At 70.8% G+C, this 14751-nt stretch carries 19 protein-coding genes; 9 read left to right on the top strand and 10 right to left on the bottom strand.

The annotated features are described in order from the left end of the window. The first annotated feature begins 96 nt into the window (after positions 1-96). Both lgt and AB2385_RS08825 read left to right on the top strand, forming a co-directional pair. The gene (lgt, locus tag AB2385_RS08830; RefSeq protein ID WP_367654596.1) at positions 97-912 is read left to right on the top strand and encodes a prolipoprotein diacylglyceryl transferase; all 816 of its coding nucleotides are present in this window, start codon (positions 97-99) and stop codon (positions 910-912) included. Positions 913-1049: 137 nt separating this feature from the next. Further along, positions 1050-1967: a hypothetical protein gene (locus tag AB2385_RS08825; protein ID WP_367654595.1), complete on the top strand. Its 918-nt coding sequence runs from the start codon at positions 1050-1052 to the stop codon at positions 1965-1967. Here the strand turns inward: AB2385_RS08825 and AB2385_RS08820 are convergent. After that, positions 1964-2335 (bottom strand): hypothetical protein, encoded by a 372-nt coding sequence (locus tag AB2385_RS08820; protein ID WP_367654594.1) that lies wholly within the window; start codon positions 2333-2335, stop codon positions 1964-1966. The genes AB2385_RS08825 and AB2385_RS08820 overlap by 4 nt on opposite strands. Before the next feature lie 218 nt (positions 2336-2553). Next, the gene (locus AB2385_RS08815) at positions 2554-2940 is read right to left on the bottom strand and encodes a DUF302 domain-containing protein (RefSeq protein WP_367654593.1); all 387 of its coding nucleotides are present in this window, start codon (positions 2938-2940) and stop codon (positions 2554-2556) included. Positions 2941-3135: 195 nt separating this feature from the next. Between AB2385_RS08815 and AB2385_RS08810 the strand changes: the two genes are divergently transcribed. Next, positions 3136-4035: a complex I NDUFA9 subunit family protein gene (locus AB2385_RS08810; RefSeq protein WP_367654592.1), complete on the top strand. Its 900-nt coding sequence runs from the start codon at positions 3136-3138 to the stop codon at positions 4033-4035. 49 nt (positions 4036-4084) lie between these two features. Here AB2385_RS08810 and AB2385_RS08805 read toward each other — a convergent pair whose 3' ends face one another. The 3 genes from AB2385_RS08805 to AB2385_RS08795 are packed head-to-tail and all read right to left on the bottom strand — an operon-like array spanning position 4085 to position 6718. Further along, complete coding sequence (locus AB2385_RS08805) at positions 4085-5089, bottom strand: hypothetical protein (protein WP_367654591.1); 1005 nt, start codon at positions 5087-5089, stop codon at positions 4085-4087. Then, a complete protein-coding gene (locus AB2385_RS08800; RefSeq protein WP_367654590.1) occupies positions 5064-5780 on the bottom strand; it encodes a TadE/TadG family type IV pilus assembly protein in 717 nt (238 codons plus the stop codon). The genes AB2385_RS08805 and AB2385_RS08800 overlap by 26 nt, the downstream gene beginning before the upstream one ends. Positions 5781-5794: 14 nt before the next feature. Then, the gene (locus AB2385_RS08795; RefSeq protein WP_367654589.1) at positions 5795-6718 is read right to left on the bottom strand and encodes a TadE/TadG family type IV pilus assembly protein; all 924 of its coding nucleotides are present in this window, start codon (positions 6716-6718) and stop codon (positions 5795-5797) included. Between the two features lie 41 nt (positions 6719-6759). On the opposite strand from AB2385_RS08795, the gene AB2385_RS08790 reads away from it, so the two are divergent. From AB2385_RS08790 to AB2385_RS08765, 6 genes are read left to right on the top strand one after another with little or no spacing between them, the layout of a single operon-like run. Further along, complete coding sequence (locus AB2385_RS08790; protein ID WP_367654588.1) at positions 6760-7368, top strand: hypothetical protein; 609 nt, start codon at positions 6760-6762, stop codon at positions 7366-7368. After that, complete coding sequence (locus AB2385_RS08785; RefSeq protein ID WP_367654587.1) at positions 7365-8093, top strand: hypothetical protein; 729 nt, start codon at positions 7365-7367, stop codon at positions 8091-8093. Before AB2385_RS08790 ends, AB2385_RS08785 begins: the two co-directional genes overlap by 4 nt. Further along, positions 8093-8539 (top strand): hypothetical protein, encoded by a 447-nt coding sequence (locus tag AB2385_RS08780; RefSeq protein ID WP_367654586.1) that lies wholly within the window; start codon positions 8093-8095, stop codon positions 8537-8539. Before AB2385_RS08785 ends, AB2385_RS08780 begins: the two co-directional genes overlap by 1 nt. Then, the gene (locus tag AB2385_RS08775) at positions 8536-9855 is read left to right on the top strand and encodes a CpaF family protein (protein ID WP_367654585.1); all 1320 of its coding nucleotides are present in this window, start codon (positions 8536-8538) and stop codon (positions 9853-9855) included. Before AB2385_RS08780 ends, AB2385_RS08775 begins: the two co-directional genes overlap by 4 nt. Continuing rightward, the gene (locus AB2385_RS08770; protein WP_367654583.1) at positions 9855-10667 is read left to right on the top strand and encodes a type II secretion system F family protein; all 813 of its coding nucleotides are present in this window, start codon (positions 9855-9857) and stop codon (positions 10665-10667) included. The genes AB2385_RS08775 and AB2385_RS08770 overlap by 1 nt, the downstream gene beginning before the upstream one ends. A 12-nt stretch (positions 10668-10679) precedes the next feature. Continuing rightward, a complete protein-coding gene (locus AB2385_RS08765; protein WP_367654582.1) occupies positions 10680-11504 on the top strand; it encodes a type II secretion system F family protein in 825 nt (274 codons plus the stop codon). Positions 11505-11540: 36 nt separating this feature from the next. Here AB2385_RS08765 and AB2385_RS08760 read toward each other — a convergent pair whose 3' ends face one another. From AB2385_RS08760 to AB2385_RS08740, 5 genes are read right to left on the bottom strand one after another with little or no spacing between them, the layout of a single operon-like run. Further along, positions 11541-11729 carry a Flp family type IVb pilin gene (locus tag AB2385_RS08760; RefSeq protein WP_367654581.1) on the bottom strand — a complete coding sequence of 63 codons (189 nt, stop codon included), beginning with the start codon at positions 11727-11729 and terminating at the stop codon, positions 11541-11543. A 46-nt stretch (positions 11730-11775) separates the two neighbouring features. After that, entirely contained in the window at positions 11776-12516 is a 741-nt protein-coding gene (locus AB2385_RS08755; protein WP_367654580.1) for a pilus assembly protein TadG-related protein, read from the bottom strand. Beyond that, positions 12513-12971, bottom strand: coding sequence for a TadE/TadG family type IV pilus assembly protein (locus AB2385_RS08750; protein WP_367654579.1), 459 nt, complete (start codon positions 12969-12971; stop codon positions 12513-12515). The genes AB2385_RS08755 and AB2385_RS08750 overlap by 4 nt, the downstream gene beginning before the upstream one ends. A 3-nt stretch (positions 12972-12974) precedes the next feature. Beyond that, complete coding sequence (locus AB2385_RS08745; protein ID WP_367654578.1) at positions 12975-13838, bottom strand: type II secretion system F family protein; 864 nt, start codon at positions 13836-13838, stop codon at positions 12975-12977. A gap of 12 nt (positions 13839-13850) precedes the next feature. Beyond that, a complete protein-coding gene (locus AB2385_RS08740; RefSeq protein WP_367654577.1) occupies positions 13851-14750 on the bottom strand; it encodes a type II secretion system F family protein in 900 nt (299 codons plus the stop codon). Position 14751: the final 1 nt, after the last annotated feature.

Genomic DNA, 14751 nt, shown 5'->3' with positions numbered 1-14751 from the left:
GACCGGATGCCTGCGGGCATCCGGTCTTCCCTCTGCCGCCAATCCCTGTCATAATGGGGAGCGTCAGGACTCGTGCCGCATGAGGAGGCCGTGGACTTGCTCACATTCATCGACCCCGTGGCCGTTCAGATCGGCCCGCTGTCAATCCGCTGGTACGGCATCATCATCGTCACTGCGATCATGATCGCCATCTGGCTGGCCACCCGCCTCGCCCAGCAGCGGGGGCTGGACGTCAACTTCGTGCCCGACCTGGCGATGGTGGTGGTCCCCGCAGGCATCCTCGGGGCGCGCCTGTACGAGGTCTTCATCCTGCAGTGGCCCTACTACCGGGAGCACCCCGGGGAAATCCTGGCCATCTGGAAGGGCGGCCTGGCGATTCACGGTGCGGTGCTGGGCGGCTTGCTCGCCGGCGCCATCTTCATCTGCATTCGGCGCCAGTCGTTCTGGCGCTGGGCCGACGTGGGCGGGGCGGTCCTGCCGCTGGCCCAGGCCATCGGCCGCTGGGGCAACTTCTTCAACCAGGAGGCCTATGGCGATCCGGCACCCGACTGGCTCATCCGCCTGATGCCGGGGTGGCTGCGCGAGGGCATGACCATCGGCGGCACCGTGATGCACCCCACGTTCCTTTACGAGTCGGTGTGGAACCTGCTCACCTTCGGGGCGCTCCTGCTCTTCTGGCGGCGCTGGAAGAACCCCGGCGTGGTCTTCAGCCTCTACTTCATCCTCTACAACACCGGCCGCTTCATGATCGAAGGGATCCGCCAGGATTCCACCTTCATCTTCGGCTCGATTCGCGTGGCGCAGCTCACAGCCGCGCTGCTGATCCTCGCCGGCTTCGGCATGCTGGTCTACTGCCTGCAGCATCACCGGCCGCCCGATGAGAAGCACACGGCCGGCCATCCGGAACCGTGATATCCAGACGCCCCGGGAAAACCGCTCCCGGGGCGCCTCACGTTTCCGGCCGGTGGCCGAACGAGAACGAGAGGGTTGCCGCACCCTCGCGACGAATCAGACTCCCCAGATGTTACGGGAAGGGTGACATTTTACCAATGGTCATGTCTCGCACTGAAGTCGAACAGCTCGCCGCCGGGGCGCAGCCCCTGCTGGAGCTCTACCAGAAAGGGGAGCACCACGCGCTGCTGGCCGAGGTGGACCATCTGTCCCGCTCCGGCCCGCTCCCTCCGGACGTGCTAGGGCTCGCCGCGGCCAGCCTCGTCGCGCTGCAGCGCTATGAAGAGGCCGCCACCGCCGCCCGGGGCGCGGTGCGGCAGGCGCCCCGCACGGCCTGGCTGCACCACGTGCTCAGCCAGGCCGAACTGGGCCGTGGCGAGAAAGGCCCCGCACTGGAGGCGGCCGACACCGCCTGCCGGCTGCTGCCCGGACACCCGGACTACCTGGCCACGCTGGCCGCCTGCCAGCGGGAGAGCGGCGACGCCGTTGCGGCAGCCGCCACGGCTCGCCGGGCGCTGGTCGGGGCGCCCACCCACGCCGGGGCGCTGAACCAGCTGGGCCTGGCCCTCGCGGCGTCAGGTGACGAGGCCGGCGCCCTGGAGCAGTTCGTCCGGGCACAACAGGCCGCTCCCCGGGAGCCCGAGGCCTATCTGAACGAGGCGGCGCTGCACCGGAAGGCGAGGCGCGTGCCGGAGGCCCGCCGGGCGCTTCGGGCCGCCCTGCAGCAGAATCCCGGCCTCCTGGAGGCCGAGGAGCAACTGGCGGAGACCCTCACCGCCAGCCCGCTGGTGCACGGTCTGCTGAAGCACCTGATCCACCTGTCGCGGCTCACCCTCACCGGATGGGCCATCGTGGCGTTTCTCTACTACCTGTTCTTCCGGCTGCTGGAGTTCCTCTGGAAGCACTTCGCCGTCATGCTCCCCGTGGGCCGCGTCCTGCTGGCCGTGGCTGCGGCTTGGCTCCTGGGCGGTGCCCTCGCCGGCCGGCTGGTGCGCGCCCTGCTTCGGCGCGCCTAGCCGGTCATCCACGACCGGAGGCCCACCAGCACGACGAAGAGGGCCAGCACCGCATGGACCAGCGGCCGGTTCCGGTACCGCTGCCCGGAGGCGCTGCCCGGCCGCAGCAGGAACTGCAGCGTGCCCCCCACGCCCACCAGGATTCCATAGAGCACATGCTGCAGGTGCGGCTGCCGCCCCTCCAGCACGAAGTACACCCCTACGCTCAGCTGCAGCAGGGCAATCGCCAGCGAGGCCGGCAACACCTTGTAGTAGACCGCGGGCACCGGTCGCCGCTGCCGGGCCGCCACCACCGCCATCACGAGCAGGACCAGGTTGACCGCTGCAAGGGCGAGTACGCCAATCTGCTTCATTTTCAACAGGAACATGACCCGCTCTGCACCTCCCACGGCGGAAGATTCTGCGCAGGCGGATCGCTGTCCTTTTCGGGGGCAGATGCGCGCGCCGGATAGCCGACCGGGCCGCCCGCCAGCTCATGCGCTGCCCTCGCCCCTGCGGCGGCCTGGCCGCGGTGCCCACCCCCGGGAACCGGTGGCCGCGGAGGTGGGCGCCGCGCCGGGAACGCGTCGCGTGCGGCCCAGGCAGGCTAGCGGGCGGCATCCACCGCGGCGACGAGCTCCGCCTCGACCTCGCGCGCCAGGGCGCACATCGACTCGTCGCCCATCAGCCCCATCAGGGCGCCGGGGCGGGTGAGGCCGATGGTGGTCTGTCCCTCCACGCGCTTCACCACGACCTTGCACGGCAGGAAATAGGCCGCCGCCGGGTTGTTCCCGAGGGCGCGCTCCGCCCGGGGCGCGCTGCAGACCTCCAGGATGCGCACCTCGTGCTCCAGGGCGAATCCTTTCGACTGCAGCGTCTGGTTCACGTTCAGTTCCCAGAGCACGCTGAACCCCCGCTCGGCCAGCGCCGCCTGCACGGCGACGACCGCCTCCTCCACGCCCCGCTCCGTCTTCACTTCGTAGGCGAAATCCATGCACACACCCCCACGCTCAATCGTCGGTCCGGTCTTTGCCGCAATTATACCTTACGGGGTATCCTACTGGCAAGACCGGACGGCCCGCCGGATCGTGGCCAAAACCGGCCAGGAAGCGGGCCCCCCTGTCTCTGATGCGCAAATCTCTGTACGATAAGAGATGGACTGCAGGGGAACGCAGAGGAGGGAGAGGTCATGGCCATGATCCTCGTCGCCGGCGGAACCGGGTTCATCGGCTCCCATGTGGTGCGGTGCCTGGCCGCGGACGGCCACCAGGTGATTGCCCTGTCCCGGAATCCGGAGCGGGCCAGGGGCCGCCTGCCCGAGGGCGTCACGTTGCGCAGCGGCGACATCCGGGACGAAGCGACGCTGGGGCCGGCCCTGGAAGGAGTGGATGTCGTCGTCTCCGCGGTGCAGTTCCCGAACCACCCCGTGGAGAACCCGCGCCGGGGCTACACGTACGTGGAGGTGGACGGGGAGGGAACGGTGCGGCTGGTCAGGGCCGCCCGCCGCGCCGGCGTGCGCCGGTTCATCTACGTGTCCGGGGCCGGCACCCGCGAGGGGCAGACGAAACCTTGGTTCGTCGCCAAGCTCATGGCCGAGAAGGCGGTGCGGGAGAGCGGCATTCCCTACACCATCTTCCGCCCGTCCTGGGTCTACGGCCCCGAAGACCGCAGCCTGAACAAGTTCGCCACCTTCGCCCGGGTGCTGCCCTTCGTGCCGGTGATCGGCAGCGGCCGCACCCGCGTGCAGCCGCTCTACGTGGACGATCTGGCGGAGGCGGTGGCGGCCAGCCTCGCCAGTGAGAAGGCGGTGAACCAGGTCTATGAGATTGGCGGGCCGGAAGAGCTCACGATGGACGAGATCATCCGCACCATGCTGCGGGTGATGGGCCGGCGCAGGCCGCTGCTCCACGCCCCGGCCGGCTTGGTGAAGCTGGCCGCCTGGCCGCTCCAGTTCCTGCCCGCACCGCCGCTCTCACCCGCTGCCGTGGATTTCGTGCTGATGGAAGAGCCGGTGGATAACACTGGGGTGCTGCGGGACCTGGGGCTGAGGCTGACGCCGCTCGCGGAGGGGCTCCGTTACCTCCGCTAAGGTGCGGGCACCGGGGCACAGCTGATTGCGATCGGGTGCCAGGCCCTGGTCACGGCCCGCCTTCGTGTGCGTTGTGCTGCTCATCCACCTCAGCCGCCCTCCGGGCGGCTTCTGCGCGTCTTCTCTCCTCTTCCTCCTCCGCCCGGCGACGCTCCTCCACCTCCCGGGCCCACCGCTCGACCGAGGCCCGGTCCCCCTCGATGCACGGGTCTCCCGGGCCGCAGCGCTCCGGCAGCTGTTGCATACCCTCCCGCGCGCGGCGGACCTCCCTGCTCTCTGCCCGCTTGCCCATCCATTCGAGCAGGATCTCCTGCACCTCCGGGTGCAGCTTCAGGTGCTTGGCCAGGACGGCCTCCGCCAGGGAGAAGAAGTCCGAGGCCTCATCAACGCAGTTCACCAGCCGGTAGTATTTCTGCGGCTCGTCCGTCACGTTGATCACGGCGTCCAGCGTTTTGGTCAGCGTGTCCGGATCCGCGTCCCACCAGCGGTGAACCCAGGCGTCCGGGCGGTACCACGCGGCGGCGCAGCTCTCCGCCCGCACCGTAACGGCCGCCGGCTTGTCGCTGCCCAGGAGCCGACCCAGGAAGGGCGTAAGCAGCGGCACCTCCGCTTCCACCGGGATCCGCACGTACATGAACGGCGAAATGAAGTTGCCCAGCGGCAGCACCTGGGCCTCCCCCAGCCGGACCTCCAACTGTGGGCCGACCCGGTCCCGGTTCAGCTCAGCCAGCCGCCTGAGCTTCGGCTCGAGGCCCGTGCGGAAGCCGCCGGGCTCCAGGTTGCTGAGGTGGATGGCATTCAGCAGGTAGCCGTTCACGGGAAAGCCGCTCACGAAATCCGTGGGAATGGGGATGTGGAACTCCCTGGACTCCAGAACGGCGCCGATGGCCAGGGCATCGGCGATGCTGCGCAGCTTGGTGCGCCAGTAAGCGATGAGCGTGAAGTCGACCACCATCATGACCAGCGGCACCAGCACCAGGCTGGTCACCAGAGCGACGTAGACCGAAACGTAGCCCGCCTGACAACGCCTAGCGCTGCCCGTACGTCTGCTCACCCCGGATCACCACCTTCGCCGTGAGCACCGCTCCACCCTCGCCCTGGCAGCGCAGGCGCGCCACCTCCGCCATCACCCCGCCGGCGAGGTACTCCGCGGCCAGCCGCTGCCGGGCCGGTTCGCCGCTCAACAGGTTGTCGCCGACCCGCCGGTACCACACCGCCTGCTCGCCCAGCGTCACCCCGGCGTCGGCGACCTCCTCCAGCCCGTCCACCCACGTCTCAGCCCGCCGCAGCAGCCGGGCCAGTTCGGCGCGCAGCGCCCGCACGGGCTGGAGCCAGTCATCGGCCAGGGAGTCAGCGTCCGCGCCGTCGCCTCCCGGGGCGTCCACCGAAGATGCGCCAGTAGCCCACGCCAGGTCCGGGACGCGGCCGGCCGGGGTGGCGCAGCCCCCCACCACGACGGCGGGCGGCGTGGTGGGCAGGTGGAAGCTCACGAGGCGGGCGTCCGCCAGCACCAGGGACGAGTCGGGCGCCCGCACGCTGTCGCGGATGTCCTTGTAGTAGCCCGTCCACGTGGCGTCGGCCGCCCGTTCCCGCGCGGTCTCCGCGACCAGCACCTGCAGCCAGGTCTTGTGGTGGAGCCACAGGAGCACGAGGACTCCGCCGACGGTGAGCAGCAGGACAAGGGGCAGGGTGAGAGCCGTCTCCACCGTGATGCCGCCGCACTCTTCCGCGCGCAACCTCCTCATCCGCCAAGCCTCCCTCAAGGTTCAAAGACGGTCTGGAGCAGGTACGCCGCCCGGCCCGTCATGACGAGTGCGCGCCCGCCCGCCTCTGCCGGGGGCTCGCACAGCTGGCGCACCGCCCGCTCCAGGTCATCCGGGCCGCTTACCGTCGCTCCGCCGAAGGGCGTGAAATCCGCGGGAGGCCCCTCCAGCGCCTGCCGCCACAACTCGGCCGCCCACCTTCCCTGCCCGGTCAGCCGGGTGAGCCGCTCGTACAGTGCGCGGGCCTCCTCTCCCAGCCGCCCCCACTCGTCCCGCTCGGCCTGGAGTGTGCGCCATGCGTCGCGGTAGTTGGGCCCTGCCGCCTCGAGCAGGCCGGTCCAATCCAGGCCTGCCGGTGCGCCGGCGTCCGGCAGGCCCCCCAACGCTTCCGCCGGAGCGGCTGCGGCCGCCTCCCGGGAGCCGCCTGACAAGGCCGGGGGCATGGTCAGGGGAATGCGGTAACACGTGGCCACCACCACGGCCTGATCCGAAACGTCCCTTCCGTCCCCGGCAGGCGTGCGCATGATCAGGGCGTGGACCGCCCAGCGGGGCAGACCGAAGCTCTCCGCAAATCCGCCGTCATAGCGATAGGCCCTGTTGGTCTCTTTCAGCCTGTCGTGCAGCGCTGTCGCCGCGGCGAAATCGCGGGCGGCCCGATTGGCCGTCATGGTCAGTGCCACCTTGGCAAAGGCCATGTACCCCAAAATCCAGCCACCGATCACCAGCAGGCAGAGCATGGGCAGCACCAGGGCCGTCTCGACGGCCACGCCGCCCCGCTGGGCGCGCAGCCGCCCGCTCTCCCCGGGGAGCCGTCGTGCGCGGTGCGCCGGCCCTCGCCCCGCTCTCCCCTCCGTCCCGTTTACCGGGCAAAGCACAAACGCTTTATCGTGGAACAGAACCGCCATGATCTGTTGAACCATTAGGCCTCCTCCTCCGTGATTAGGAGCAGGAGGTGGATGGCATGAATCCCCGGCTCCGCTATCTTCTGGCAACCGCCTGCGCCGTGGCCGCCGGCCTGCTCACCGCCGTCTACCTGGCCGGCATCGGCGCCGCCGCGGCGTCCGAGGCGGACATCGTCTGGGTGGCCGGGCAGGAGATTGTTCCCGGGGTGCGCCTCTCCGCCGGACTGCTCCAGCGCGTCGAGGTGGACGGCCCCACCCGGCGCCTGCTCGCCCGAGCAGCGCTGCCGCAGTCCCCCGCCGACACGCCGGAGGCATGGTACGCCACGCGCGCGATCCTTCCCGGAGAGCCCCTGGTCCCCGGCGTGAACGTCGGTCTCGAACCGCCGCTCGGAGGCGGTACCGCCTGGCCGGAGGAACTGCGGGTGGTCAGCCTCAGGGCGGAAGTCCCCGTCGCGCCGGCGCTGCAGGCCGGCGAGGAAGTGGACCTCTACGTCGTGCCGGCCGAGGGGAGCGAGGCGTTGCGCATCCTGTCGGCCACCCGAGTGGTCCACGCCGATGGGGACTGGGTGACGGTTCTGGTCCCCGAGGAGCAGGTCTCCCCGGTGCTGGCGGCCGCCGACGGGCTGGCGGTGAAGGTCGTGCGCCGGCCGGAGGGGCTCCGGCCATGACGGCATCCTTCCTTGTCGCCCTGTGCGGCCTGCCGTCGTCCCCTGCCCTCCGGCTCCGGCAGTGGCTGGAGGCGCATCCGGCACAGCAACTGGCCGTGGCCTTCGAGGCGCCGGACGGCGAGGCGTTGCTGGAACGACTCGCGGCCACGCCGGTGCACGCCGTGGTGTTCGACGCCGGCCTCGGGCTGGAGGGGCTCTCGCTGGGGCAGGAGCTGGCCGCCGCGGGCTACGCCGTCCTCTGTACCGCCAGCGGGCCGCACCCACCCCTGCTCAGCCGCCGGGCCGCCGAGCGCGGCATCCTCTTCTGCCCCGATCCCGACCCGGCCCGCCTGGCGGCCACCCTCCGCCAGCTCCTGGGGCTGGCGAACGGGGCAACGGCGGCAGGCAGGATCCTCGCCTTCCATTCGCCCCGGGGCGGCGCCGGAACCACCTCGGTGGTGCTCCACCTGGCGCGGGGGGGGGGCGCCCCCCGCCCCGGGGGGGGGGGGTGCCCCACCGGGGGCGGGCGCTCTGCGCCCGCGGCAGTGCGGTGGCCGTGGTGGAGTTGGGCGGCGGGGGCGCTGCGCCCCTCCTCGGCGTGCGCACCGGAGGCGGATGGGCGGAACTCTGCGACCTGTCGCCGGAGGAACTCACGGCCGACCCCGAGGCCCCCGCCCGCATCGGTGGGGCCCTGGTTCCGGCGGAGCCGGGGCTCCATCTGCTTCCCAGCGCCAGCCCGGCGGTGATGGACGATCTGCGCCCGGACCTGGTCGAGGCCGTACTCCGCCTCCTCGGTGCCTGCGGCTGCGCCTACGCCCTGGTGGACACACCGGCCCAGATGACGGCGCTCGCAGGTGCTGCGCTGGCGGCGGCGGACGCGGTATGCCTGATCGCCCTTCCCGACACCGTCTCCGCCTACCGCCTGGTCCAGGTGGAAGGCCTCTTCGCCGACCTGCAGGTTCCGCCCGACCGCGTCCGCCTGGTATTGAACCGGGTGCGCGATGCGGTGCCCCAGCCGATGGAGGAGGTGCTGCGCTTCCTCCCGTACCAGCCGGTGCTGCGCATCCCCGAAGAGGCTCGGGCGGGCGGCGAGCCGCAGGGGCGATTCGGCGGCTTCCGGCCCGGCGGGGTCGTCGCCCGGGCCCTGGACCGGCTGCTGGAGGCCCTCACGCAGGAGGTGAGCGACGGATGAACGGCGGGTTGCGGCAGCTGATCGAGCGACGGCAGAAGGAGGCCGGCGGCGCGGCGCCCACCCGCAGCCACGACCGGCTGCGCCCCGTGGTGGAGGCCGTGCGGGAGCGCCTGCGGAACGCCTCCGCCCCCCTGACCGGAATCGCCGAGCGGGACCTGCGGGATCAGATCTGGGCCCTCCTGGAAGACGTGCTCGCCGAGCAGTTCTCTTACCTCCAGCTCACGCACCAGGAGAAATCGGCCCTGGTAGACCGGCTGCAGCACCAGATCTTCGGCTTCGGCCTGCTGGACCCGCTCCTTCAGGACGACACGGTGAAGGAGATCATGGTGAACGGTCCGCAGCGCATCTTCGTGGAGCGGAGCGGCCACCCCGAGCCGGCGCTGACGGAGGACGGCCGGCCCCTCGCCTTCGGCAGCGAGGCCGAACTTCTCAACCTGATCGAGCGCATCGTCGCACGGGTGAACCGCAAGGTCGACGAGGCCACGCCCATTGTCGACGCCCGTCTTCCCGGCGGCGCCCGGGTGCACGTGGTGCTGCCCCCGGTCTCGCTGATCGGACCCGTGCTCACCATCCGCAAGTTCCCGCAGCGGCCCCTCAGCCTCGAGCAATTGGCCGAGCGGGGCACCCTCACCCCGTTGGTTGCAGACTTCCTCACCCGGCTCGTCCTGGCCCGCTGCAACCTGGTCATCTCGGGGGGCACCTCCACCGGCAAGACCACGTTCCTCAACGCGCTATCGCTGAAGATTCCCCCGCACGAGCGGGTGATCACCATCGAGGACTCGGCCGAACTGCAGCTCACGGGCATCCCCAACCTGGTCAGCCTCGAGGCCCGCCCGCCCAACGTGGAAGGCAAGGGTGCGCTGACGATCCGGGACCTGGTGCGGGCCTCGCTCCGGATGCGGCCTGACCGCATCGTGGTGGGCGAGTGCCGCGGCGGGGAGGCCCTGGACATGCTGCAGGCCATGAACACCGGCCACGACGGGTCGCTGACCACGGTCCACGCCAACTCCGCCCGGGACGCCCTCGCCCGTATTGAGACCATGGTGCTGATGTCGGGTGTGGACCTGCCCTCCTCCGCCATCCGCCAGCAGATCGCCTCGGCCGTCGATTTTGTGCTGCACCTGGAGCGTCTGGCCGACGGCTCCCGCAAGCTGCTGCAGGTGCTGGAAGTCGTGGGCGTCCACGCGGGCGAGATCGCCACGGAACCCGTCTTCCAGTATGACCTGGAGGCAGGGGAGCTGCTGCCTGCGGGCCGACCGGTGGCGCGCCGGGAGAAGTTCCAGATGGCCGGGGTCAGCCTGCCGGAGGGATTCTGATGGCCTACCTCATCGGTGTGCTTTTCGCGGGGGCGGTCTTCCTCGCCCTGGCCCCCGCCGCCCCCGCGGGCTGGACCGCTCCGGCCTGGAGGGCGGCATGGCCCGCAGACGACCGGAGCCTGCTCCGACTCGTTCCACCGGCCCTCGTCGTGCTGGTCCGCCTCCTGACCGGCTCCTGGATCACGGCCGTCATCACTCTGCCGGCGGGCCTGCTGCTCAAGAGCACCCTGCAGGATGCGCTGCGCCATCGCCGGACCCAGGCCCTGCGCGACCAGCTGCAGGAGGCGCTGCTCTCCCTGGCGACCTCCCTGAAGGCCGGCCAGTCGCTTCCCACTGCCCTGCAGCGATGCGCCACGGACCTGAGGCGGCTTCACCCGGCCGGCGGGGAACTGGTCCACGAAGTGGAGGTGGCCGCCCGGGAGGTGGAGCTGGGGGCGCCGGTGGACGAGACGCTCCTCGGTCTGCGGAAACGGGTGCCGCTGGAGGAGGTGGAAGCGCTGGTGGACGCCCTCGTCACCACCCGCCGGCGGGGCGGGAACATCGTCGAGGTGATGGGGAACGTGTCGCAGATGGTGGCCGACCGGCTGGCGGTGGAACGGGAGATTCAGGTGATGACGGCCCAGAAGCGGACGGAGGCGGCCATTCTGGCCATGATTCCCCTGGGGATCTACCTGGTGGTACGGCTGACCAACCCAGTCTACCTGGGCGTCTTCCATGCGACCCGGTGGGGGCAGGTGGCCCTTGGGCTGATCTTCCTGTTCGTGGCGGGCGGTTACTGGATGGCCCAGCGGATTGCCCGCATCGACATCTGAGGAGGGGTGCGGATGCCGTTCTTCATCGGCCTCCTCGCGGCCGCTTGCTGCTTCCTGCTGCTGATGCCGGAGGCCCGCCCGTCCCGGGGCGCCCGGCCTCCGCAGCCCCGGTGGTCCGCCGGCCCTCACGGGCGGCTGACCCTCCGGTTGGCCCACCTCCTGGCCTCCACCCGGGTAGCCAGGGATCTGGCAGTGGCCGGCATGGACGTTTCGCTGGAAGAACTGGCCAGCCGCAAGCTCCGCCTGGCGGGGCTCACCCTGGCCGCAGCCCTGCTCCTGTCGCTCCTGGGACATGGCTTTCTGGCCGTCCTATCCCTGGTGGGCACTGTCTGGGCGTTCCAGGTTCCGGACCTGGAGGTGCGCCGCGCGGCCGACGCGCACCGGGCGGCCATCCAGCGGGACCTGCCGTACTTCCTGTTCACGCTCGCCGTCCTCGCCGAGTCGGGCCTCCAACTCCTGCCCGCCCTCGACCACTATGCCCGCAACAGCCCGACGGCGCTGGGTCGAGCGATCCAGGCGGCGCTGGCCGAGATCCAACTGGGACGGCCGCCAGCCCTCGCCTTCCACGAGATGGCCCACCGGCTGGATGTGCGGGACCTGACCCGCTTCGTGGGCGCCCTGGTGCAGACGCTGGAGAAGGGCACCGACGGGCTCGCCACCGCCCTCCGCCACCAGGCCGAAGCGGCGTGGGACCGGCGGCGCCGGCTGGCTCAGGAACTGGGCGCTCGGGCCAGCGTGAAGCTGCTCCTGCCGCTGGTCCTCTTCGTCCTGCCCGCGGTGCTGGCCATGGCGGCCGGCCCAGCAATCTACGCATTCCTGACGCAACTGGGATTCTGAGCCAGGCCCCCTGGCCTCAGGGGGCCTGGCCCGCGCCTACTTCTTCACCGCGGTTTCCAGCTGCTTCGTCACCTTGTCAAAGGTCTTGTCCAGCGCCTTGTTCAGGCCAGTCAGGGTGGTGATCAGCACCACGGCGATCAACGCGATGATCAGCCCGTACTCGGTCATTCCCTGCCCCTCCTGGCGAGACACCAGACGACGGAAACCCTTGGCGATCCTGCTCATCGCGAACCCTTCCTTTCGTTCTAGTCGTTATTTTAGAAACTTATATCTATGGCATCAGGCAGGGGGACGGCACCTGCACGCCGCCGATCCAGGCGACCTGCCCCGGCCACTCCCGGCGGACAAGCTCCGCCGTGGTCGGCTCCCCGGGAGTCTTCACGGTGAGGGCGTCGACCCCGAGGATCGGCAGCAGGAGGGTGTCCATCTCCAGCGCGGCGGTGACGCCGACCCGCAGCTGCCTGGGCCTGCTGCTTGCATCCGTCTCAATCTCCACCGTGACCGGTCCGGCCAGGCGGGCCTGGCCGTTCCAGCGAGCGTTCGCCTCGAACGCATCGCGGGCCGCAGCCCGCACCGCCGCCCAGTCAGATCGGGGCGCAATCCAGCACGTCCCCGACTTGTACCTCCGGTCGCAGCGCACGCCCGGGCGGACGCACTGGTCGGCCCAGAGGCGGTGGGCGTCAGGCCAGACCTCCGCCTCCGGCCCGCTGATGACGGCGGGCTCAATCGGAACCCAGTTGTCCACAAGGCGGCACTCCGGCAGCCCGTCCGGCCCCGGGACACAGACCGGAACCGGCCGGTTCTCCTCCCGGGGGAAGCGGGCCTCGACCATGAAGCGGGCCTGCAGCACGCCGGCCAGTGCGGCGGCCTCCTCGGCGGTGCGGAGCTGCTCCCGGAGCACGAAGACTCTTCCGACATCCAGGGCGATTCCCAGCGCCACCAGCGCCACAGACCAGACGAAGATAAACAGCGCCGACGTCGAACCCCGTGCGTCGCGCACGACCGGGCTCACCGCAGCGTCACCCCCTGCTCGATCGGGAAGGTGGCGGCGGCCGTCAGCGGCACGGTGTCGCCCCCAACCTGGGCGGAGCCGCCCAAGAGGTCGCTCAGCAGCGGCAGGAAAGAGGGCTGGTGGTACGTCACCCAGACGGTGACGTTCCCCCCGCTGATCTGTACCTTGACGTCGCGGGCGGGGTCGAAGTAGATCACGCCGTCTTCCCCCTGCCGGGTGAGGTAGAGGTTCCGGTCAGCCGCCGCCCGCGCCACCGCCTCCCGGCTTCCCTGCACCGTCAGGAGACTCGCCGCCCTGGCCCCGGCCCGGGCCGCTCCCGAGACCACCATCCAGCTGTGCACGAACATCCCGAAGACGGGGATGCAGAGCACGAGGTAGAGGAGGATCGGGGCCAGCAGTGCGAACTCCACCATCTGGCTGCCCCTCTGGCTGCGCAGGAGACGCCTGAACGGCACTGCTCATCCCTCCGCAAACTGGCTGATGATGCGAAGCACGGCCGGGCCCAGGATGATGGCGATGGTCGGCATGAGGATGAACAGCACCATAGGCACCCGCATCCGCACGGAAGCCTCCTGGGCCTTCTGCTGCGCCTGTTGCTGCTTGCGCTGCCGGATGCTGCGCATCGTGAAGCGGAGCTGAGAGGCGATGGAGACCCCCCACTGGTGGCTCTGCAAGAGCGCCGAGACGACCTCCTTCAGCTCCGGGCACTCATGCCGGTCCATCAGGTCGCGCCAGGCTTTCTGTGCCGGTTTGCCGGCCGCCATCTCGTGAACGGTGTGCAGCATCTCGGCGGCGAGCAGTCCCGGGCTCTCGCCGGCGACCCGCCGGATAGCCTCCGTCAGGCTCAGACCCGACTCCAGGCAGGTGGCGAGCAGGTGGACGAACTGGGGCAGCTCCCGCCGGATGCGCAGAGTGATCTCCGCGACCCGCCGCCGGAGCCACGCCCGCGGCGCCCAGAGCCCCAGGAGGAAGCCGGCTGCGGCGCCTGCCCACCCGTGGACCCCCAGCAGGAGCAGGGCCAGCGAGAGAGCCAGAACCAGTTGCAGGAAGTAGAACTCCTCGGCCCCCAAGCCGGCCGGGCGCCCGGCCCAGATGAGGAGCTGGCGCAGTTCCTCCAGCGAACCTGTACCGGGAAGCAGGGGCAGGCGGGGCAGGAGCCGCTCCCGCAGCCACTGCTTCAGTTGGTCCGGGCCGTCCCGTCCGGGCAGGACCGTCCCCGCCCGTTCGACCATCGCCCGCAGGCGGCGGCGCCGGGCGGTGGCGAGGTCGTACGCACCCAGCCCGAAAAGCAGCACCGTCAGGAAGGTCCAGGTGGCCGGCATCCGTCTCCCCCCTTACCAGTTGCGGACGTCGGTGATGCGCCGGATCAGGACCCAGCCCAACCCGATCGCAGCCAGGCTGCCGAGGATCAAGAGCCTTCCCGCGGGCTCCTGCAGGGCCTCGCCGAAATAGGCCGGGTTCCGGTACCCCACGAAGGCCATCACCACGAGCGGGATGGCGGTGACCAGGCGTGCGCTGGCCTTGCCCTCGGCGCTGGCCGCTTCCATCGCCTTCAGGAACTGGCGGTCCTCCACCAGTTCCCGCCCGATGGATTCGAGGACCGCGTCCAGCTCGGCCCCGGCCTCGCCGGCCACCTTACAGGCGATCACCACGCTGGTAAACTCCGGCAGCCCCACGCGGTCCTGGATCAGGGCCAGGGCGTCTCCCGCCGGGGCCTGCAGCTGCATCGCCCGCTCGACCCGCAGGAACTCACCGCTGATGGGCTGGGGCGCCTGCTGCACGACGGTCTGGACCGCCTGGTACAGCGTTCCGCCGGCCCGGATGACGTTGGCCATCAGGAAGAGCGTCTCGGGCAGCTGCTGGGCGAACGTGGCGGCCCGGACCCGGGCACGGTGGCGGATCAGGAGCAGCGGGCCGACCAGACCGAGTAAGAGCGAGACGGCCGCGCTGGTCCACTCGCCAGCCAGGGCCAGGAGCAGCGCCACGCCGCCGGCCGCACCCATCGCCAGCGCCAGCTGGCGCCGGGTCAGGCTCAGCCCGGCCTGCTTCGCCTCTCGCTCCAGACGCTCCAGCCAGTCGGGAAAGACCAGGCGCACGCCGGCATCCGGCTCGTACCGGTCACCCTCCGCCCGCAGGCGCTCCGCCAGCCGGCTCCGCCGCCGGAGCAGTCCCGCCAGCCCGCCCAGCGAGAGCGCCACCGCCAGGAAGGTCGAGAGTGCGGCCAGATACTGCACC

The organism is Symbiobacterium sp., assembly GCF_040797425.1.
Lineage (GTDB): Bacteria > Bacillota > Sulfobacillia > Symbiobacteriales > Symbiobacteriaceae > Symbiobacterium.
Note: the sequence above shows the minus strand (reverse complement) of the source record. Positions and strands in the feature narration are given on the sequence as shown.